17 protein-coding genes are annotated in these 21,270 nt (G+C 43.2%); 16 read left to right on the forward strand and 1 reads right to left on the reverse strand.

Going from position 1 to position 21,270, the window contains the following annotated elements:
• The first annotated feature begins 80 nt into the window (after positions 1-80).
• The 16 genes from METLA_RS0100960 to METLA_RS0101035 all read left to right on the forward strand — a co-directional run bounded on the left by METLA_RS0100960 (position 81) and on the right by METLA_RS0101035 (position 19,487).
• Positions 81-587: an acyltransferase gene (locus METLA_RS0100960; RefSeq protein ID WP_024296764.1), complete on the forward strand. Its 507-nt coding sequence runs from the start codon at positions 81-83 to the stop codon at positions 585-587.
• Between the two features lie 158 nt (positions 588-745).
• The gene (locus METLA_RS0100965) at positions 746-1,789 is read left to right on the forward strand and encodes a Gfo/Idh/MocA family protein (RefSeq protein WP_024296765.1); all 1,044 of its coding nucleotides are present in this window, start codon (positions 746-748) and stop codon (positions 1,787-1,789) included.
• Positions 1,786-2,904 (forward strand): DegT/DnrJ/EryC1/StrS family aminotransferase, encoded by a 1,119-nt coding sequence (locus METLA_RS0100970; protein WP_024296766.1) that lies wholly within the window; start codon positions 1,786-1,788, stop codon positions 2,902-2,904. Before METLA_RS0100965 ends, METLA_RS0100970 begins: the two co-directional genes overlap by 4 nt.
• A gap of 18 nt (positions 2,905-2,922) precedes the next feature.
• Entirely contained in the window at positions 2,923-3,561 is a 639-nt protein-coding gene (locus tag METLA_RS0100975; protein WP_024296767.1) for an LbetaH domain-containing protein, read from the forward strand.
• 224 nt (positions 3,562-3,785) lie between these two features.
• Complete coding sequence (locus tag METLA_RS0100980; RefSeq protein ID WP_029646297.1) at positions 3,786-4,763, forward strand: NAD-dependent epimerase/dehydratase family protein; 978 nt, start codon at positions 3,786-3,788, stop codon at positions 4,761-4,763.
• Positions 4,760-5,959 (forward strand): DegT/DnrJ/EryC1/StrS family aminotransferase, encoded by a 1,200-nt coding sequence (locus tag METLA_RS0100985; RefSeq protein ID WP_024296769.1) that lies wholly within the window; start codon positions 4,760-4,762, stop codon positions 5,957-5,959. Before METLA_RS0100980 ends, METLA_RS0100985 begins: the two co-directional genes overlap by 4 nt.
• 167 nt (positions 5,960-6,126) lie before the next feature.
• A complete protein-coding gene (locus METLA_RS0100990; RefSeq protein WP_245598710.1) occupies positions 6,127-7,683 on the forward strand; it encodes a GumC family protein in 1,557 nt (518 codons plus the stop codon).
• 67 nt (positions 7,684-7,750) lie between these two features.
• Positions 7,751-8,506 carry a CpsD/CapB family tyrosine-protein kinase gene (locus tag METLA_RS0100995; RefSeq protein ID WP_024296771.1) on the forward strand — a complete coding sequence of 252 codons (756 nt, stop codon included), beginning with the start codon at positions 7,751-7,753 and terminating at the stop codon, positions 8,504-8,506.
• A gap of 150 nt (positions 8,507-8,656) precedes the next feature.
• A complete protein-coding gene (locus METLA_RS0101000) occupies positions 8,657-9,943 on the forward strand; it encodes a polysaccharide pyruvyl transferase family protein (RefSeq protein WP_024296772.1) in 1,287 nt (428 codons plus the stop codon).
• 5 nt (positions 9,944-9,948) lie between these two features.
• Positions 9,949-11,220, forward strand: coding sequence for a Coenzyme F420 hydrogenase/dehydrogenase, beta subunit C-terminal domain (locus METLA_RS20410; protein ID WP_084480031.1), 1,272 nt, complete (start codon positions 9,949-9,951; stop codon positions 11,218-11,220).
• A 40-nt stretch (positions 11,221-11,260) separates the two neighbouring features.
• On the forward strand, positions 11,261-12,316 hold the full coding sequence (locus METLA_RS0101010; protein WP_024296774.1) for a glycosyltransferase family 2 protein: 1,056 nt from the start codon (positions 11,261-11,263) through the stop codon (positions 12,314-12,316).
• 130 nt (positions 12,317-12,446) lie between these two features.
• Positions 12,447-13,502 (forward strand): DUF354 domain-containing protein, encoded by a 1,056-nt coding sequence (locus METLA_RS0101015; protein WP_024296775.1) that lies wholly within the window; start codon positions 12,447-12,449, stop codon positions 13,500-13,502.
• A gap of 29 nt (positions 13,503-13,531) precedes the next feature.
• Positions 13,532-14,647, forward strand: coding sequence for a non-hydrolyzing UDP-N-acetylglucosamine 2-epimerase (gene wecB / locus METLA_RS0101020; RefSeq protein ID WP_029646302.1), 1,116 nt, complete (start codon positions 13,532-13,534; stop codon positions 14,645-14,647).
• A gap of 26 nt (positions 14,648-14,673) precedes the next feature.
• Entirely contained in the window at positions 14,674-15,738 is a 1,065-nt protein-coding gene (locus METLA_RS0101025; RefSeq protein ID WP_024296777.1) for a polysaccharide deacetylase family protein, read from the forward strand.
• A 510-nt stretch (positions 15,739-16,248) separates the two neighbouring features.
• Positions 16,249-17,868 carry a glycosyltransferase family protein gene (locus METLA_RS0101030; RefSeq protein ID WP_161635367.1) on the forward strand — a complete coding sequence of 540 codons (1,620 nt, stop codon included), beginning with the start codon at positions 16,249-16,251 and terminating at the stop codon, positions 17,866-17,868.
• A gap of 188 nt (positions 17,869-18,056) precedes the next feature.
• Positions 18,057-19,487, forward strand: coding sequence for a class I SAM-dependent methyltransferase (locus tag METLA_RS0101035; RefSeq protein ID WP_152539341.1), 1,431 nt, complete (start codon positions 18,057-18,059; stop codon positions 19,485-19,487).
• Between the two features lie 73 nt (positions 19,488-19,560).
• Here the strand turns inward: METLA_RS0101035 and METLA_RS0101040 are convergent, their stop codons facing one another.
• Complete coding sequence (locus tag METLA_RS0101040; RefSeq protein WP_152539342.1) at positions 19,561-21,186, reverse strand: hypothetical protein; 1,626 nt, start codon at positions 21,184-21,186, stop codon at positions 19,561-19,563.
• Between the last annotated feature and the right edge of the window lie 84 nt (positions 21,187-21,270).

The following is a 21,270-nucleotide window of genomic DNA, read 5'->3' on the forward strand; positions in this document are numbered from 1 at the left end:
GTGATTTTTCATTGGAGTTATGGCAACAAGTGATTTTGATAATAAATCGCAACAATTCATGCCAACTTAGAGGAATAAAAATGATTAAAGAGAATGTAGTGTTAGGTGAAGGGGTCGCCATATACCATCCTCAGCTCGTGAATCTCTACGGTTGCACGATTGGCGAGGGCTCCAGAATTGGTACGTTCGTCGAGATACAAAAAGGCGCTTCGGTGGGGGCTCGCTGCAAAATATCCAGCCACACTTTTATCTGTGAAGGCGTGGATATCGAGGATGGTGTTTTTATAGGCCATGGCGTTATGTTCACCAATGACATTTATCCAAGGGCGGTTAATCCGGACGGCGGTCTGCAAACAGAGGAGGATTGGCGAGTCATTAAAACCCGAGTTAAGGCTGGCGCCTCTATCGGCAGCAATGCGACCATCCTCTGCGGCATCACTATCGGAGAAGGGGCCTTGATCGGAGCCGGAGCCGTAGTTACCCGTGATGTACCAGATTATGCCATCGTTGCCGGCGTCCCTGCGCGAATCGTTGGAGATGCGCGCACGAGGGGAAAGGAATGCGAGTCTGTGACAAATTTTGGTTAGACCTTTTAGTGTGGCAGCTGACCAAATTTTATTTTTTTGCGAAGGTCATTAGAGATTGTCCTCACACACGGTGATTTACGGTCTTATGGAAATTAGCGTGTTTTTATAAATATTCGAAACAATGGAACTTTTTCCATCTAAAATAAAGGAGCACGGTCATGATTAGAATAGGCGTTATTGGATACGGTTATTGGGGGCCCAATCTGGTAAGAAATTTTGCCGAAACACCGGGGCTTTCAGTGGCTGGCGTGGCGGATCTGGATCAAAAGAAGCTTGATATCGTTCAGAAACGTTATCCGGGAGTAAAAACGACAACTCGCTTCAGGGACCTGATTGAGGATCCAGACATCGATGCAATTGCCGTGGCGACTCCGGTCAGCACACATTTCGAGTTAGGATTGGCAAGTCTCAAGGCTGGCAAACATTTGTGGGTCGAAAAGCCTATGACGGAAACATCCCAACAGGGGCGTCAGTTGATTGACGAAGCTGAAAAACAAGGGCGTGTATTGATCGTCGATCATACGTTCATTTATACGGGAGCCGTACGCAAAATGGCGGAAATCATAAGCGGAGATGATTTTGGGAACATATTTTACTATGACTCAACACGGGTCAATCTCGGTTTGTTCCAGCGCGATGTTAGTGTCATCTCCGACTTGGCCGTGCACGATTTTTCCATTCTAGACTATTTATTGGGAGAGCAGCCGTTAGCGGTTTCCGCCGTGGGCACCAACCATTTTCCTGGCACCCCGGAAAACCTGTCGTACCTTACGTTGTTCTACAATTCAGGAATGGTTGCTCATATCAATGTGAACTGGCTGGCGCCGGTGAAGATGCGGCAAATTCTCGTTGGCGGCAGTAAGAAGATGATTGCGTACGATGATTTGGAGCCGAGTGAAAAGATCAAGGTTTATGACAAAGGTATCAGCTTTACCGATGATCCGCAGCAGATTTATCAGATGCGAGTAGGTTACCGTACCGGTGACATGTGGGCGCCGCGGCTAGACGCTACAGAGGCCTTGCGCGTTGAAGGGGAGCACTTCGTCGATTGTATCGAAAACGGCAAATCCCCCCTGACCGACGGTTCTCTAGGTCTTAGGGTAGTCGAATTAATCGAAGCGTCGACCCGCTCGATGAAGGAGCGTGGCCGATCCGTCGAAGTCAACGGAAAATTTATGTATCAAGGCAGGAGAGTAGCATGATCCCGTTTGTCGATCTCAAAGCCCAATATATGGGGATTAAGGATGAAGTCAACTCGGCCATCCAGAGCGTGTTGGAAACTTGCCAGTTTACTTTGGGAAGTGAAGTGGTCGCGTTTGAGGAGGAATTCGCCAGCTATTGTCAGGCCCAATTCGGAATTGGCGTGAACACAGGAACCAGCGCTTTGCATCTAGCCTTGCTCGCGGCCGGAATCGGCCCCAAGGATGAGGTGATCACTGTTCCATTTACTTTTGTTGCGACCGTAGCGGCGATTTACTATACCGGTGCTAAGCCCGTGTTTGTCGATATTGATCCGCGCACCTTCACGATTGATGTGAAAGCGATTGAAGCCGCTATCACCGAAAAAACCAAAGCGATCATTCCCGTGCATCTTTATGGGCAGTCGGCAGACATGGACCCTATCTTGGAAATCGCCAAACGTCGAGGTTTGGTCGTGATTGAGGACGCAGCTCAAGCTCACGGCGGCGAGTACAAGGGGCGGCGTGTAGGTAGTTTAGGTGATATGGGGTGCTTTAGTTTTTACCCGGGTAAGAATCTAGGGGCATATGGCGAAGGTGGTATGGTAGTTACCAACAATTCCGAATATACCCGTACTATCCGTATGCTGCGTGATTGGGGCGCAGAACAGAAATACCATCATGTACTCAAGGGTTACAACTATCGCTTGGAGGGCATACAGGGAGCCATTCTCAGAGTCAAACTGCGTCATCTAGAAGCTTGGACAGAAGCGCGGCGAACGGCCGCGGCCCATTATAATGAACTGTTGTCAGGCAGCGGAGTATCAACCCCGGAGGCAATGGCCTATGCCCGGCATGTCTATCACATCTATGCCATTCGTACCCGGCAGCGAAGTGAATGGCAACAAGCCCTTCAGGCCAAAGGCATCCAGACTGGAATTCATTATCCGATTCCTGTACATCTTCTGCCTGCTTATGCCGATCTTGACTATAAAAGAGGAGATTTTCCTCATTCAGAGCAAGCGGCCGACGAAGTGCTTTCACTCCCTATGTTCGCAGAATTAACTCTAGATCAATGTAAAGAAGTTAGCGAGGCTGTCGCGATGCTCGCGAATAAGTTGGCAGTTGAGTGCGCCTAACAGAATAGGGTTAATGACATGCAAGAAGCGCAGCCACTGTTAATCTTTCCTTACAACGGCAACGGTATCGAGGCATTGGATTGTATTGGCAGCGCTTACCGGTTTATTGGTTTTGTGGATGACACCCCCCAGAAGAGAGGGATCGATCCAAACGGATATCCCGTTTTCGATAGGGGGGCATTCACACAATTTCCCGATGCGTGCGTTTTAGCTGTTCCAGGCAGTCCTAGTTCCTATCGATCTCGAAAGGATATCATTCAAGGTTTAGGTATTGCTGAGGAACGGTTTGCCAGGGTGGTCCATCCGGCAGCTAGAGTATCGCCCCTGGCCTCAATTGGCTCTAATGTATTAATCATGGCAGGAGTCATCGTTACAAGTAACGCACTCATCGGATCGCACATCTGTATTCTTCCAAATACAGTGGTCCATCATGATGTGATGATAGGTGATTGGAGTCTCATTGGCTCCAACGTGACTATTGCAGGCAATACTGTCGTCGAAGAGAACTGTTACATAGGCAGCGGCACAAGCCTTATGAATGGTATACGCGTCGGAAGCGGCGCCTTAGTGGGACTTGGCAGCAACGTCATTAACAGCGTTGCAGCCTGCACGAGGGTTGTAGGTAATCCAGCCCGAGAGATAGGAACAAAAGACTAAGCGAAAGAGTCTTATAATATACTTAAATAATCTGGTAGATCTATCTTCCACTCTGATTAGAAAAAGGGAGTTAAGTTATTCTAACGAACGTGAGTTTAGATCGCATTCACGTACATTCGAATTGCATGAATCACGCAACATGGTCTTCTTAGTAGTGCTGCTTAACGTGTAAGCTTCGGTGTTTTTTTAAATAATGACGACAATAGCAAAAGGTAAATGTATTAATGGACATTAAGGATTTGAATATATTGGTCACAGGCGGCTGCGGTCTGATCGGTTCCACAACCGTTGATTTGTTATTGCGGAATTATTCACCTGCAAGCATCGTCATTTTCGATAATTTAAGCCGAGGTACATTGGCCAATGTTGAAGAAGCTTTGAAAGATCCACGTGTGAGACTGGTACGCGACGATATTAGGAATAAGGAGGCCGTTCATGACGCGGTGCAGGGTATGGATGCGGTGATTCATATGGCAGCCCTTCGCATCACTGCCTGTGCTGGCCAGCCGCGAGAGGCGATGGAGGTCATGTGTGACGGTAGTTTTAATGTAGTAGAGGCTGCACAGGCAGCCAAAGTAAAAAAAGTAATCGCGGCATCCTCGGCGTCGATCTATGGACTGGCCGATCATTTTCCTACCCGTGAAGATCATCATCCTTACAACAACCGCACGTGGTATGGCGCCAGCAAAGTTATGCTGGAAGGGTTGTTGCGTTCGTTCAATGAAATGTACGGGCTGCCTTATGCGATGCTGCGATATTTTAACGTTTATGGCCCCCGCATGGATATTTATGGCAAATATACCGAGGTATTGATCCGCTGGATGGAACGCATCGCTGCCGGTCGGCCGCCACTGATCCTCGGAGATGGAACCCAAACTATGGATTTTGTCTATATTGAAGACGTCGCTCGATCCAATATCTTGGCCCTGCAATCGGACCTGAGCGATGAGGTTTTTAATGTCGCCAGCGGTTCTGAGACCAGTCTCAACGAGTTGGCTGCGGCGTTGCTAAAGGTAATGGGCTCCGATTTGCAGCCGGAATACGGCCCGGAGCGTACGGTGAATCCGGTGTCGCGTCGCCTTGCCGACACCTCCAAGGCCGAGAGAATGCTGGGTTTTAAAGCGCAGATTGGTCTGGAAGAAGGACTTTCGCAGCTGGTTGAGTGGTGGCAAATGAATAAAAAAGTGGAGGTGGAAGCATGATTCCTATTACCAAACCGATGCTGGGCGAAAATGAGGCGGAAGCGGCGCGGCGCGTTATTTTAAGCGGCTGGACCAGCCAGGGGCCGGAAGTTGCGGCGTTCGAAAAGGAGTTTGCGGAGTATGTAGGTGCTCCGTACGCCTGCGCGGTATCCAGTTGCACCACTGCCTTGCATTTGGCGCTGCTTGCGGTCGGCGTACAGCCTGGAGACGAAGTCATCACAGTCAGCCATTCCTATATCGCCACCGCCAACTCGATCCGCTATTGTGGCGCTAAGCCGGTGTTTGTTGATATCGATTCCGATACGCTCAATATCGATCCCAAGCTGATCGAAAGCGCCGTGACTGATCGTACCCGCGCCATTTTATGTGTGCATCAGATCGGAATGCCTTGTGATCTTGCGGCGATCCTGGAAATAGCACGCCGCCATTCACTTCCTGTCGTTGAGGATGCCGCTTGCGCCATCGGCAGCGAAATTCTTTGGCACGGGCAATGGGAGAAAATCGGCAAACCGCAAGCCGATGTGGCGTGCTTTTCGTTTCATCCGCGCAAGGTGATTAGTACCGGCGATGGCGGAATGATCACAACTGCAAACGCGGAATGGGATGCTAAATTCAGGCTATTGCGGCAACATGGCATGAGTGTCCCTGATACTGTGCGCCATGGAGCAAGCCAAGTAATCTTCGAATCCTATCCGATCGTGGGGTTCAATTTTCGCATGACAGATATCCAGGCTGCCGTGGGTAGGGAACAGCTCAAACGGCTTCCAGATATTGTCAAGAAACGGAGAGATTTGGCGGCCCGCTATAAGACACTTCTCTCAGAAATGCCAGGCCTAGGTTTACCGGCGGAACCGGACTGGGCGCGCAGCACCTGGCAAAGCTTTAGCGTTCGTCTACCTAAAGGATCAGACCAGCGGCAGGTTATGCAGTCGATGCTGGATGAAGGTGTGGCGACCCGCCGGGGGATAATGTGCTCACATCGGGAGGAAGCTTATCCTAGGGATACATGGTCCTGCACCGGTAGAATAAAGGGCTGCTCATGTACTGCGGAAATTTGTAAATGCCTTAGGCACAGCGAAGAATCACAGGACCAAACTCTTATCCTCCCATTGTTTCCGCAAATGAGTTTTGAGCAGCAAGATCAGGTAGTAGAAGCGCTTCATGAAGCCTTGCGCGTTGTTATGTTAAATGAATAAGATTCCCATTGGGTGGGGCTATGGAACAAAACACTAAAACACTAGCCGATTATTTTGACCTTCTAAAACGGCGTAGGTACTACATTATAGTGACCTGGTTACTGGTCACGTTAGTCGCTGTAATCGTTGCGTATAATCTACCCAAATTATATCGTTCAACGGCGACGATGTTGCTCGAAGCGCCTATTCCAGCAAATTATATTGATTCTTCGGATTCTCAATATGGAGAGGAGCAAATTGAATCGATATATCAAAGAGTTCTTACGACCGATAATGTGCTTCCTATTATTGAATCGAATGAACTTTATAAGGACATCAAAGATGGCTATACAAAGCATGAATTAGCGGAGTTGTTCAGGGACAGCACTGAAGTTGAGCTGACCACCTCTTCAATAGCACCCCCGGCTCATTCCGGAATGGCCGCGATTGCATTTGATCTTTCATTTAGTGATAGCGAACCAACTAAGGCTCAAGAGATAGCAAGTAAGCTTGCCTCTCTATTCATTGAGCATAATGATAAGGGCCGGGCTAAACGTGCGATAAAAGTCACCGCTTTTCTTACGGAGGAATCGGACAAGCTCAACCGAGAGCTTCAGGAAATAGACAGCAAAATCGCAAAATACAAGGAGCAGCATAATTTCAGTTTGCCGGAGCAGGTGGAAGGCAATCAGGCAGCGATAGACCGAGCAGAGAACGAACTGAGGGACACCGATAGTCAAATACGCACTACTAAAGAAAGAATCGCTTTTTTATCTGCAGAGTTGGCTATAGCTCAAAAAGAACTACCCACCTCATTTGATGATAACACACCACAAAATAAAGAAGACTTGCGAGCAAAATATCTTCATTATTCCGGTATTTATTCTCCTTCTCATCCGTCACTGATTCGCCTAAAACGTGAGCTAAAGGCTTTGGATCCTACTTTTGAAGAACAACCAGTCGAGGGGGATATCCATAAAAAGTTGGCAAAAGCCAGGAGCGAACTTAAATTGTTGGAAAAAACCTATTCCAGCAACCATCCAGACATAGTCATGCGTAAAAATCAAATCAATAGGCTGGAACAACAATTGAAAAGCACACCAGCACAATTACAACAGCAAGTAGAGAGCATACATTCCACGAATCCGGCTTACCTTAATGTAGAGGCACAATATAAAAGCAGTCAATCGGAGCTCGTGTCATTAATTCAAAAGAAGGACTATTTGCAAGCGAAGATTGAAAATTTACATAATATACTCATGCAGGCTCCACAAATTGAGATGGTGTATACCGATATGATAAGGGAGCGGGATAATATCATTAAGAAATACACTCAGCTCAAAGAGAAATGGCAGGATGCCAAGCTGGCTCAAACATTGGAAGAACAGCAGCAGGGGCAAACCCTTACCCTCATAGAGCAACCTATCATTCCTAGAAACCCAGAAAAAGCGATCAGAAGAAAAGTAGCCATTGGCGGTTTTTTTATGGGAATCATCGCAGGTCTTGGAGTTGCATTCCTTGTCGAATTCCTTGAGCCAGGAATTAGAGGATACCAGGCAGTTCGCGAAGCCACGGGTCTTATGCCGCTAGTGGTTGTCCCCTACATTGAGTCTCCTTCCGAATTGGAGGAACAGCTTGTAAAGCAACGCCAAATGAAGAAAGTAATTGTCTGTACAGCCTTTGCTTTTTTTATGTTGGCCGTCATTTTAATGAGCTTCACCTTCCTTGGATTAAAGCAAGCATGAATAAAACTCACGAAAAAATGAAATATGGTGATAAACATGCCTTTGTCTACCTCCTGGAGAGTGATCAATGATTAATAGCACTCAGAAACAGCGCTTTGGCTCGATTAAATACATCAAAACTCAAACGGGCATTATTGATCCGAATGTGCTGCGTAATAACCGGGTTATTATGGGACTCGAAAACGATCCACGGGCGGATATATTTCGTGTACTTCGGACGAATGTTCTCAAGCAGCTTCGGCATAATAACTGGAACAGCTTTGCCATCACAAGCGCGACGCCCGACGCAGGAAAAACATTTATATCCGTAAATCTCGCAATTGCGATAGCAATGGAGGAAGATCAGAATGTTCTTATCGTTGATGCTGATCTTAGACGCCCAAGTGTGGGTCAAACCTTGGGGCTCCAATATGATTTTGGGCTTATCGATTGTTTGACGAGAGAACTATCATTATATGATGCATGTATCAGCTCGGGCATTGAGCGCTTACTTGTTTTACCTGGTAGAAATTTCAACAAAAACCCTTCGGAATTAGTTTCGTCCCGAAAAATGCTCGATCTGATAAATGAGATCAAATCGCGCTACAAGTCCGGGATCATTATTTTCGATCTTCCTCCTCTTTTTGCGGCCGATAATGCGATGTTGTTGATGCCATATGTCGATGCAGCTCTACTTGTTATAGAGGATGGAAAAAATACTTCCGATGAGCTTCAACAGTCTATGTACATTTTAGAGGAGACAAACTTGCTGGGTTTGGTGCTGAATAAATCAAGAAGGCCCCTTTTAACACATCAATACGGATATACATATGAAACCGGTTAAAGCTTAGAATTATATGCTTATTAGCCTCTGGGTAAATAAGATTTAAAGCTGAACTTGAATTGGTGGCGCAGAGTTAATTCGGATAATATCTATTTCTTATAAATAATGATAAATTATTATAATAGGTTATCTAAAATTACGAGACTATAGATGAAAGAGAAAAAAATCCTTTTGCTAGGTGCAACATTTAATACTGATAATATGGGGGTTGGGGCATTGGCGATCGGGGCTCTGACAATTTTGACAAAAAAATATCCAGATGCTGATATCTTTTTCTTAGATTATGGGCGCGAATCAATTAGGAGTAAAATTGTTCTCTCAGGAAAGAATATTTCTGTGCCTTTAGTAAATCTCAGGTTTTCTTGGAAAATTTATCTTCCAAATAATATTGTTTATTTGCTTTTTATCTCTTTGCTAAGCAAGAGTTTAGGTCGAAAATTAGGTAATAGATTAATTAAAAAAAACTACTGGTTAAAGACCATCAGCGAGGCTGATATTGCCGTCGCAGCATCTGGGGGCGACAGTTTTAGTGATATCTATGGATTAGGTCGTTTTTTTTATGTGGCTTTACCTCAGATTTTATTAATAACCTTGGGAAAGCATCTGATTATGTTGCCACAGACTATAGGTCCATTCAAAGGCGGGCTATCAAAGCTAATAGCAAAAATTATTATGCATAGCGCTGATGCTATTTACTCTCGAGATATAGATGGTGTCTTTGAAACAAGAGCATTGCTAAATATTAAAGATAATGACTCGAAAGTTCGTTTCTGTTATGACATGGGCTTTGTAGTTGAGCCTCACAGACCTCTTTATATTAACTATATGGGGGGGTATGATAAAGATATTTCCCTCGCAGATAGACCATTAGTTGGGTTAAATGTAAGCGGTCTTCTATTGCTAGGCGGATACAACAAAAAAAATATGTTTAACCTAAAGGTTGATTATCAAACATTGATAGACAGAATAATCAAGTTGCTAATTGATGAGAATCAAGCAAATGTCCTTCTTGTTCCTCACGTTTTTGGTAACCAAGAAGAAAGCGATAGCTATGCTGTTTGTACAATATACGAAACTCTAAAAGACAAGTATCCTGATAGGCTTTTCTGTTTGAGTGGATTTTATGACCAAAACGAAATCAAATATATCATAGGGACTTGCGATTTATTTATTGGTTCCCGCATGCATGCTTGCATCGGTTCCCTTTCACAATCAATACCTGCAATTGGAATTAGCTATAGTCAGAAATTTTTTGGTGTATTTGAAAGCATGGGCGTTGAATACCTTATCGCAGATCCTAGGAAACTAAAAATCGAAGAAACGTTACAAATAATTAATAAGGCTTTTACAACAAGAGATGAAATCAAGAATCATTTAAAAAAAATTATGCCAGAAGTAAAAGAAAAAATACTGTCAATATTTAGTGAATACGAGTAGCTTTAATGAAATATAAACTAGCCAATACTAAATTTACTGATGTTTCGGATGTTGTAAGGTGGCGTCTTTGTCTTGGCTGTGGTGCTTGTGAATATGTATGTCCAGAAAAAAAAATAAATCTCGTTGATTTTATAGATCAAGGAATAAGGCCGGTAGTTGTGCCAGGAGGCTGCAGCGGCTGTTCAGACTGCGTCTCTGTTTGCCCTGGTGTTGGGATGTCCCATGATCCTCTGATAAAAACAACTGAAGGTTTAATACACATGCTGTCAGAAGGTTGGGGTCCAGTATTGGAAATATGGGAAGGTCATGCTACTGATAAGGCTATTCGGTTTGATGGTTCATCTGGGGGGCTTGCGAGTGCTTTAGCGTTATATTGTATAGAGAAAGAAGGGATGGAGGGAGTAGCTCACATTGGGAGTGATGACGAACATCGGTACCAAAATAAAAGTACTTTTAGTCGCACTAAAGCTGAATTGCTCGCCATGACTGGATCACGTTATTCCCCTGCTTCGCCATGCGATAATTTACAAACCATCGAAGATGCAGAAGGACCTTGTGTTTTTATTGGAAAGCCTTGTGACATTGAAGGTTTGCGGAAAATCCAATCTATCCGCCCTAAGTTAAGCAATAATGTTGGTATTGCTATAGGGATTTTTTGCGCTGGAACGCCTAGTACTCAAGGAACCTTAGATTTGCTGGAAAAATATGGAATCAGTTATGAAGACGTCAATGATATTAGATATCGTGGCCGTGGCTGGCCTGGTAGTTTTTCTGTGCGTTTGAAAAACGATTCTAATTGGCGTGAACTGGCCACTTATGAAGAAGCTTGGGGTTTTCTTCAAGCCTATCGACCTTTACGGTGCCATATTTGCCCCGATAGTACGAGTGAGTTTGCTGACATTTCATGTGGTGACCCCTGGTATAGGAAGGTTAAAGACGGTGAGGTGGGGAGTTCACTGGTGTTAATAAGAACTGAGAGAGGGAGACAAATTTTAAAGGGGGCCTTACAGGCTGGCTATGTGAAGCTTAAGGAAGTTAAGCCTGAAATGTTGGAGCTCTCGCAAAAGGAACTGTTTCGAAAGAGAGGAGCAATATGGGGGCGGGTTATTACCATGAAAGCTTTTGGGATCCCTGCACCACGGTTGCAAGGATTTTATTTATTTCGGAATTGGCTAAGACTACCTAGTTCCTTAAAGTTACGTTCATTCCTTGGAACAGCGAAGCGAATTATTATGCGCAAGTATTTTAGACCTAGCACAGTTGATAGGGTAAAATGATAATTAAATATTGAATTATTATTGCGTCTAGTTTTTCATCATGAAAATGGATTTTTTTATAATTGTCATTAATGGAGATCTAATGAGATCAGTTATAATTTCTATAATTATAGTCAACTGGAATTCTAAGATTTATCTTCAAAAGTGTATCGCGTCGATTTTGAAGAATACATTCGGCATAGAATATGAAATCATCGTGGTAGATTCAGGGTCCTTTGATGGTTGTGGACTTATGTTGCAGCATTTTTATCCTGAAGTTCGTTTTATCCAGAGTGAGCAAAACGTAGGGTTCGCACGAGCCAATAATCTTGGTTCGGAATATGCACGAGGAAACGTTATGCTGTTCCTGAATCCCGATACCGAGGTGAGCGATTGTGCCATCGAACGCTTATGCACTCGACTTTTGGAGCTTCCTCATGCCGGAGTATTAGGTTGCCGTTTGCTCAACAGCGATGGTTCGTTGCAAACGAGTTGTGTGATGCCGTTTCCTACGATCTTAAACCAGATTTTTGATTCTGAGATCTTGCAGCGATGGTTCCCGAAAGTCAAATTATGGATGTCGGCTGCGATGTTCGAAGACGTAACCTCGCCGGTACCCGTAGAGGCGGTTTCCGGAGCATGCATGATAATTCAGCGCGATACCTTCGAGCGGGTGGATGGTTTTAGTGCCGACTATTTCATGTATGCGGAAGACATAGATTTGTGCTACAAGACCTGCAAAGCTGGCTTCATAAATTATTATGCCCCTGAAGTTGAGATTGTTCACCACGGAGGTGGAAGTACGCAGCTTGAACGAAGCATCTTTTCTGACATCATGATCTCCGAGTCAGTTAGTCGGTTGTTGAGGAAAACCCGTGGCAATTTTTACAGTCTCGGTTATCGACTGGCACTCTGCGGCTCAGCTATTGTCCGGTTAATGCTGTTGGCGCTTTGCTTTCCAGTTGCACTGATTAAGAGCAGAACAAGTAAATGGAGCGTGGCCTTCAATAAATGGATTGCCATATTTCGTTGGGGACTTGGACTGGAAAAGTGGGTTCAACAATATAGCCAGCCGGGGCAGACTGTTGCCGAGTTGAGCGTCGGTCATGAGAAGTGATTTCTGGAATCTGTAGAAACCAAAACATTGATCGGCAAACTCATCTTATCCCACCGACGGTTAAATTTAGCTTTTAATATTGAGGCGCAGTGCATGTTCAATATAGATAACATAGTACGGAGGGATTAAAGTGAAAATTTGGATTGATCTCGATAATACACCTCATGTGCCTTTCTTCAAACCTATAATACGGGAGTTGGAAAATAGGGGGCATACTATTGTTATGACCGCTCGGGATGCTTTCCAGGTTTGCGAATTAGCGAATCTTTACGGTTTAGCATATAAAAAGGTAGGTAAACATTACGGCAAGAATCCTCTTCTTAAAGTGTTGGGTCTTTGCTGGCGTAGTTTACAATTGTTGCCATTTGTTATTCGTGAAAAACCAGTTTTGGGACTCTCTCACGGATCACGATCGCAAATTTTATTGTGTAATTTGCTCCGTATCCCGACCGTGATGATTATGGACTATGAGCACTCGCAAACTCCGTGGTTATTACGGCCACGTTGGGAAATAATTCCTGCCGCTTTATCCGATGAGCAACTACAGTGTAAAACGAAAGAGAAAATTCTTGCCTACGAGGGAATCAAGGAGGATGTTTATGCAGCCGAATTCAAACCTGATTCAAGTATCGTTACTCAACTAAATCTTAACGAGGATGACATCCTTGTAACAATTCGCCCTCCAGCAAACGAAGCGCACTACCACAATCCAGAGAGCGATATGCTTTTCGTTGAGTTCATGAAGAGAGTTTGCTCTACACCGGGCATCAAGGCAGTTCTATTGCCAAGAAATAAGTTTCAGGAAACGCAAATAAGACAGGACTGGCCTCAGTGGTTTAAAGGCTCTAATGTGATTATACCTAAGCAGGCAGTTAACGGTCTTAATCTGCTTTGGCATTCCGATCTGGTGGTAAGCGGAGGGGGGACAATGAATCGCGAGGCAGCTGCGTTGGGAGTTCCTGTTTACAGTATCTTTCGTGGTAAAAGTGGTGCGGTAGATCGCCAACTGCAAAATGAAGGAAGGCTTCTACTGATCGAAAATATTGAGGATGTTAACAAAAAAATTCAGCTTCAGCGCCGCAGTAAAGGGACTATTCAGGACAGTTTAACTTCTGGAAAAGCCCTCGGCACAATCTTAGATCATATTGACACTATCTTGATGAAAGAGCATTCCGCTAGGGCTTGATATCCCTAATATTAAAACCAAAATGGGCTATGAACAAAAAAATTAAACTTCTAATCATTGCGGGCGCTCGGCCGAACTTTATGAAAGTGGCTCCTATCATTCAGCAAATACGTAGGCATTCTGCAGATGTGGCTAACTACGGAACGCAGTTGGAGTATCGATTGATCCATACCGGCCAGCACTACGATGAAAAAATGTCACACATCTTTTTTGACGAACTTGGTATTTCCGCTCCGGACATCAATCTGGGTGTCGGTTCCGGATCTCATGCGGAACAGACTGCCAATGTAATGACGCAATTTGAGCCAATTTGCTTGCAGGAAAAGCCGGATTGGGTAGTGGTGGTAGGGGATGTAAACTCGACTATGGCGTGTACCTTAGTTTGTGCAAAACTGGGAATTAAGGTGGCTCACGTTGAGGCTGGCTTGCGCAGTTTTGATCGCAGCATGCCGGAGGAAGTAAATCGGATTGTGACTGACGCTTTGGCGGATCTCTTACTCACTCCATCGGTTGATGGTGATGAGAATTTGAAACGGGAAGGAATCCCTGATTGGAAAATTGATTTGGTTGGCAATGTCATGATTGATGCCTTGACGTTAAATCTCGAGAAGGCTCGGGCCAGCCAAGTGCTTAAGAAACTTCAGTTGAAAAAGAAGAGCTTTGTATATGTAACACTTCATCGTCCATCCAATGTAGATGAGAAGGTGGGGTTAACAACCATTATGTATGAATTGAAGCGTATCGCCGACGATATACCCGTAGTGTTTCCAATGCACCCCCGCACTCGAAAGATGTGTGGGCAATACGGTATTTCGCTTGATAATAACAAAGGACTACGTATTTTAGAGCCAATTGGCTATCATGATTCCTTATGTCTTACAGAGATGGCGCGGTTCATTCTTACCGATTCAGGTGGTCTGCAAGAAGAGAGCACATACTTCAGAACTCCGTGCCTAACATTGCGTCCGAATACGGAGCGCCCAATTACAGTTACACTTGGCTCCAACAAATTGACAAATATAGAGGTGCTTGCTTCGGATATCAATGAAGTTTTAAACCGCCGCACCGAGATAGGGCAAATACCACCTTATTGGGATGGCCGAACATCTGAGCGCATTGTTGCCTCTCTCATCCATGCTAGTTAGGGCAATGCTTCTGATTCTAGATTCCCATGTTTAAAGTTATATTTACAGTCGATTACGAAATTCACGGCAACGGTGACGGATGTCCATATTCATTGATGGTTGAGCCTACGCACAGGATATTGGATTTATTTGACCGTTATGACGCCAAACTCACTATCATGGCTGAAGTAGCGGAGATTTTAAAATTCAAAGAATATAAGGAGGAGTATGGCTCGGACGATTACCATTACGAAGCGATTGCAGAGCAGCTTCGGGAAGCAGTCAGGCGCGGTCACGATGTCCAACTCCACATCCACCCCTCTTACTTCAACGCCAGGCATCAAAATGGTCGCTGGCTTCAGGATTGGCAAGAGTATAATTTAGCGGGTCTTCCTTTTGAGCGCTTGGACTATATGATTCGCAGTGGTAAACATTATCTGGAAGAATTGTTGAAACCAGTTTCACCAACTTACCAGTGCATTGCGTTTCGCGCAGCCAATTGGGCGGTAAGTCCTTCTCACAATGTTGTTCGTGCGCTGGTAAATAATGGGTTTTCGATCGAAACATCAGTATTCAAGTATGGTCGGCGTGATGGAATCGTTAGCTTCGATTATTCCAATGCGCCTAGTAACCTAATTCCTTGGCCTGCTGATGTGAATGATATATGCAAACGTAGTGATACAAGCCTGATCACCGAAGTGCCCATTTACGCAGAAAGGCGCTGGATTGGAGCGTTTCTTTCAACAAGTCGGATCCATGGTGTGAGTATGACACGCAATCACCCCATTCAAAGCACTATTACTGACGGGATTGATACTAGGTTATCAATGACTGCTGTACCCAAACGGCTTCTTGCCAAGTTAGCTATGCCATTTCGTCTGCACTCTTGGAAAGCTGATTTCAATAAGTGCACTGGTCACCAATTGATCCGAGCTCTAGAACGGGCTGATGCAGAGTATGGAGAGTTGACGGATGATCTTCCATTTGTGTTGATTGGCCACTCGAAATTGTTTACTCAGTATAATGAGCGTAGTCTCAGTTTATTCCTTAATTTCGTGGCTAACCAACCTAATCGTTTTGACTTCGGAGTTTTTGGTAACTTTAGTTTCTAATGATTGAATTTGTTTCAAACAGATAGTTGCTGCGAGTAATGTCTGAAATATAATTCAGATCTTTTGTGGACATACATCAATTTATTGTTTTTGACCCGCTAGAGTCATCTTGTTATACACATTTCGGTAGGGGAGGAAGGTTTATTGATCACAAGTCATTGATTTATCTATCATTGTAATGCTTGCTATTCATTCTGGAAGGCATTCTGAGTGTTTAATGGAGAGAGTCAGTAAAACTTGTATATAATAAGATGATGATGCTTATGGATACAAGCGTAAACACAAGTCCGTCATTACGGCAGGAATTCAGGCTATAGGGACTTTTGATCTTGCTATCCTTGGTGCTGGGTAGCCGCTTCCCGACGGGCTTGATGATATCCATATCTAATGATATAACTTATGGGGTCGGTTGTCTCGTATCCGCACAGACTTATGCAAACTCAAATTTATCAAAATGGCCAGCCTTCAGGATAGATAAAATTTTTTGTGACTTATTTTGGTATGTCAAATATGTTTGGCCTTAGCGAAGCGAACTCCAGGTTCAATCGTCTGTTAACATTAGCAGAGCAATTTTATGAGGAGGAAAATTTACTGGTAGCAGTCAGACTCGCGCAGTTGGCCGCATTTAGTGCATTTCCTGTGAATGCCGGCTTGTTCGGATCCCCCCGTCTTGAACAATTACTCCTTAAAATAGGAAAGCAAATAAACCCAAAGATAGTATCTGAAAAAGTGCTACCAGCAAAAATTCCTAGACGCGTTTTGCATATATTAAGCTATGCAAAACCAATAGGAGGTGATAGTAGATTCGTCTGGCGTTGGATGCAGGAAGACAATAAAAGTCAGCATTCTTTGGCTATTACATCGCAGGCAGATATAAATAATAAGTACGATATTCCTGATATCTTTATTAAATCAGCCGAACACTCAGGTGGATTCGTTAAGGCTTTGCAATCCCCTGCATCGAACCCTTTGAGTAAAGCGCTTGAGCTTAGAAAATTGTGCCAAAATGCAGATTTTGTGATTTTGCACTTATATCCTTATGATATTGTTCCTATATTAGCTTTGGCTGCAGGTTGTGATTTTGTCAAGGTTGTTTTCATAAATCATTCCGATCATACATTTTGGGTTGGAGCCAGCATTGCACATGCTGTAGTGCATTTACGTCAACAGAATGTAGATTTCATAAATATGCGGCGAGGTTTAAGGGATGACCATATGCCAATTCTTCCAATTCCAATTATCCCGTCGAACCTATCAAAGACCCGTGCGGAAGCCAAGCGACTGTTAGGATTTTCCCCTCATAATATTATTCTATTAACCATCGCATCGCCATTCAAGTATTTTGCAGGTGAGCAAGTTTCATTCCTAGAACTAATTGCCCCAACTTTGAAATATTTTCCTCATGTTATTTTAATTGCAGTGGGGCCTGAGCATAAAGGTCCATGGAAAATAATGAGCGATCAAACAAACGGCAGAATAGTTGCGTTAGGAAGGAGGTGGGACAACGAGACTCTTTACGCAGCAGCCGATATTTATTTGGATTCTGTACCCTTTTCTTCTATTACCTCCTGCCTTGAAGCAGGAAGTTATGGGATTCCACTCTTGGGTTTTCGTTCGTCGAACCAAGAGTTAGGCATTTTGGGTCCTGGAGCGCCAGGGCTTGATAATGTAATGTTAATAGCCGATGATGAGGAAACATATAATAATACCTTAAATAAATTAATTCAGGATGAGAATTATAGATTGCTACAAGGGCAGAATATAAAAAAGGAAATAATATCTATGCACACGGGTAATAAATGGAAATTTATTATCAATGAGCTTTATGAAAATGTTCTAAAAATTGATAATAAAGGATGTTTTTTAGAAAACGAAGATCTATTTAATCCGGGAAAACTAGACTATGCATTGTTACAACTTTATGAGCAAGTTCAAGGAGGGACGCACAATCGTCAACTTATTAGAGATTTCATTGGTACTCTGCCTTATCAATTGAGATTAAGATTAACGTGGTGGCTCTATATGGAGGGTTTTGGTCTATGCTATTTAAATCTTTTTCCGCCACTATTTGATGTTATTATTAAAGTTATAGGAAGAGGAATAAAAAAAAATTATAAAATTTTATTATAAATAATAAACTTGGCTATAATTAAGTAGAAGTCTGCGCAATGATAATTTTATCCGAAAAGGATTGCGTCTTAGTGCCTTACAACAACTTCACAGGTGTTATATATTACCAATGCCAGGTAACGCAGTGATTCTGAAACCGCAATATAGCCTATTTGTTGTTAATCTCTTATTTGGATGTTCTAGCTATCATGAATCTACCTAATAGTCAAATAAAAGTTTTAGTTTCCATCGCAAGTTACGGGACTAACAATGATCAGTATCTTCAGCAACTGATAGGTGAATATTTAAAAATGCCTTACCAGGTTGATATTGTTGTTGTATCAAACATCTCAAAAGAGCTTGGTGAGAAGGTTGAAGTTGTTGTTGGTCTTCCTTCAAAAAACCCCTGGTCCCTACCGTTTGCGCATAAGAGAATTTTTGTTGAACGCGCGGATAGTTATGATCTTTTCATCTATTCCGAAGACGACACTCTCCTTTCTCAAAGGAATATCGAAGCTTTTTTAGAAGTAACAGATATTCTTCAACCCGATGAGATCGCAGGTTTTCTTAGAACCGAAGAAGCGCCAGATCATACCGTTTACTATTCGACCATTCATAGCCATTATCACTGGGATCCTACATCAGTTTGTCAGCGTGGACATGACATTTTTGCCTTTTTCACAAATGAGCATGGCGCTTGTTATATTCTTACAAAAGATCAGCTTATTCGCTCAATCAATTCAGGCGGATTTGATGTTAAGCCTCATGAGGGGAAATATGACATGCTCGTTAGTGCTGCAACAGATCCTTATACGCAATGCGGATTCCGAAAATTAATTTGTCTTACGCGGTTAGAGGAATTTACTTGCAAACATCTTACCAATAAGTACATTGGTCGTACAGGTCTCGAAAAGTCGCAAGTGGATATACAGGTAAGTGCTTTGCTCGAAATTGCAAAGAAGGGCGAGCCCGTCCCAAATCCAATGTGTGTCGAGAGCAAGCTACCTGGAACGCGCTGGATAAAATCTTATTATGAGTCTTCCAGAGAAGATATGCTCTCAATGGTGCCAAACGGAACAGGACGGGTCCTTTCCATCGGATGCGGGTGGGGGAAAACAGAAGAAGAGTTAATGAAAAAAAATGTCTTAGTCACTGCAATACCCTTAGATATAGTGATAGGTAAGCTTGCTGAGACTAAAGGCATTCGCGTAATTCCTGAATCTCTTGAGAACGCGCCAAAAATTCTTGCTAGCGAAAAATATGATGTCCTATTGCTCTCTGGACTACTTCACCTAGTCGATGAACCTGAAGCTTTGCTTCATGAGTATAAAAAACTACTAGTAAATGATGGGCTTATTATCGTGAGCTGTCCAAATTTGAAACACATAGGGGTTCGGGTTCGACGATATATGGGGCAGGTGGATCTTAAAGGGCTAGATGATTATCAAAAGTCTGGAGTTCATATTACTTCGAGTAGAGTTGTATGTAGTTGGCTGCGATCGACAGGTTTTTTTGTCGAAAGAGTAGAGTATGTGACAGGTGGAAGATGGAAAACTTTTAACGCGTATACTTTAGGGCTATTGCAATCTTTATGGGCGCAGGAGTTTATTATTTCTGCAAGAAACATGCATACATGTTAACATTTGACTCATAGAAGTTCAGGCTTTTAACAAGAGTTATAACTAACCAGCAAAGCAGTTATTGATATGGGTATTATCTTATCGATATTCTTTGTATGGATGGAGTTATCCGATCTCGGGCTTCTGTAATGATTCTGCGAACAACTGACCAAGGCTTAAATTTATTAAGCGAGCCACAGTTCTCTTGATATTGTGGTATCGTCGAGGAAATAATTTGAATTTTTTGGCCTGGGCAAATGGAGATTGGCTCTTTGAATTCAATAGGTGCTATGTTCTTGGATCCGTCAGTTGTTGTTATAAGCAAAGGCTCCATTGTTCCTTCTTTCAGCCATGGTCGCTCAATTAAAATATGTTTAATTCCTTCTGGAATTGAAAGATCGACTATCCTTGAGTGCATTTTTAAGTGAAGAATCTCTTTATCGATCAGTTCTGAATAATGCGATCTGGAAATGTTAGTCATGTTCGTCCATCGCACCTCTCCGAGCGAATTAATAAAGTTCGATAAATGCGCTAACAAATCCATATTCTCAGCCACATCCTGATGATGTCCAACGGGTATTATCGGCTGATGAAGAAGGGCTGCGACTAAAATTGAGTTCTGACAATCCATTGAAATCCGAAATCTTGGAAAAACCGGCAGGCCAAGGATATTATCAGAGGGGCGCATTCCAATAGTCTGAACCCAACTAGCCTGCTTGTTGTGGTGCATCAAGGATCCTCTGGATACGCATGCAGCTTCATATCCAATTAATGACATTTCCTTAAGAGTGTCCTCAGAGAAAGCTCCATGTGGTGGTGCCATTACCCGAGCAACAGATATATTTGCACACTTTTCCAGTTTTTCAATTCTAAAAAGTGCCTGTTTTAGCATCCTATTAAGTTCATCATTCGGTATTTTTCTTGCAAGCTCATCCGCGATGTGGTCATTCCCATGCATTAGCAATGAAAGTCTATCGTGCTGCTTTTGAAACAGACTAGCTGTTTGCTTATGAACAAACCAAGCATCTAATGGGATGGTTGCGAAAGAAGCATGATAATTATGTAACTCAGCGTGTTTTGCTATTTCTGAAAAATTCATAAATCCGTAAGTCGGCCAATGCAGATTCGGATCATCAAACATGAAACATGCTTGTAAAGGAGGGGGATCCCACCGGTTTTCATCGGTTAGATGGCGTAAAAATGTCAGAAATGGTAGTAAAGCTAAAAATTTATTGCCTTGAAAGTGATGAAAGACGGGTTCATCATCGCTATTCAACTCCGGTATTGCTAATGTGACATAATGATGATGGCAGTCTTGATGCTCATGAACTGCCCATATTGGAGAGTCTGCTTTATACGCAAGAGTTGCAGTATTTTGCAACCAGTTAGGGAGTCCTTTTACCTGAATGGCTTCATCCGAACGGATCTCGCGGTTACGAAGTATTTCTGGGATGGAAAGGTGAGTATTAAATTTAATGGAAGAGAATTCTCCGCAATAGGTAGTATGTTTTTCAGACATAACAGCATAACTTGGTAGCTTGCTACTTTGAATGCGTAGTATCGATTCTCTATTAATTTCAAGGTGAAGCCACGCATCATAATGGTTATCCTTGGTCAGCTTGCCTTCCTCAAAGAGAATTCCAAAAATTTCGCCTAAAGCATCAAACATTCTCCAATGTCCTTGTGATATTAAAGGTGCTGAAATACCGATTCGTTTCATTACGCTTCCATATTATGTGTAAATAAAATAATAAAGCATTAAATTTTGCTTTTTCTCAAAGTGCCTGGTCTATATTAAATTAAT

This window comes from Methylomicrobium lacus LW14, assembly GCF_000527095.1.
Classification (GTDB): domain Bacteria; phylum Pseudomonadota; class Gammaproteobacteria; order Methylococcales; family Methylomonadaceae; genus Methylomicrobium; species Methylomicrobium lacus.

Coding starts and splice junctions, on each gene's coding strand:
- METLA_RS0100960 (WP_024296764.1), top strand. CDS start 81: ATGATTAAAGAGAATGTAGTGTTAGGTGAAGGGGTCGCCATATACCAT.
- METLA_RS0100965 (WP_024296765.1), top strand. CDS start 746: ATGATTAGAATAGGCGTTATTGGATACGGTTATTGGGGGCCCAATCTG.
- METLA_RS0100970 (WP_024296766.1), top strand. CDS start 1,786: ATGATCCCGTTTGTCGATCTCAAAGCCCAATATATGGGGATTAAGGAT.
- METLA_RS0100975 (WP_024296767.1), top strand. CDS start 2,923: ATGCAAGAAGCGCAGCCACTGTTAATCTTTCCTTACAACGGCAACGGT.
- METLA_RS0100980 (WP_029646297.1), top strand. CDS start 3,786: ATGGACATTAAGGATTTGAATATATTGGTCACAGGCGGCTGCGGTCTG.
- METLA_RS0100985 (WP_024296769.1), top strand. CDS start 4,760: ATGATTCCTATTACCAAACCGATGCTGGGCGAAAATGAGGCGGAAGCG.
- METLA_RS0100990 (WP_245598710.1), top strand. CDS start 6,127: ATGTTGCTCGAAGCGCCTATTCCAGCAAATTATATTGATTCTTCGGAT.
- METLA_RS0100995 (WP_024296771.1), top strand. CDS start 7,751: ATGATTAATAGCACTCAGAAACAGCGCTTTGGCTCGATTAAATACATC.
- METLA_RS0101000 (WP_024296772.1), top strand. CDS start 8,657: ATGAAAGAGAAAAAAATCCTTTTGCTAGGTGCAACATTTAATACTGAT.
- METLA_RS20410 (WP_084480031.1), top strand. CDS start 9,949: ATGAAATATAAACTAGCCAATACTAAATTTACTGATGTTTCGGATGTT.
- METLA_RS0101010 (WP_024296774.1), top strand. CDS start 11,261: ATGAAAATGGATTTTTTTATAATTGTCATTAATGGAGATCTAATGAGA.
- wecB (WP_029646302.1), top strand. CDS start 13,532: ATGAACAAAAAAATTAAACTTCTAATCATTGCGGGCGCTCGGCCGAAC.
- METLA_RS0101025 (WP_024296777.1), top strand. CDS start 14,674: ATGTTTAAAGTTATATTTACAGTCGATTACGAAATTCACGGCAACGGT.
- METLA_RS0101030 (WP_161635367.1), top strand. CDS start 16,249: ATGTTTGGCCTTAGCGAAGCGAACTCCAGGTTCAATCGTCTGTTAACA.
- METLA_RS0101035 (WP_152539341.1), top strand. CDS start 18,057: ATGAATCTACCTAATAGTCAAATAAAAGTTTTAGTTTCCATCGCAAGT.
- METLA_RS0101040 (WP_152539342.1), bottom strand. CDS start 21,186: ATGAAACGAATCGGTATTTCAGCACCTTTAATATCACAAGGACATTGG.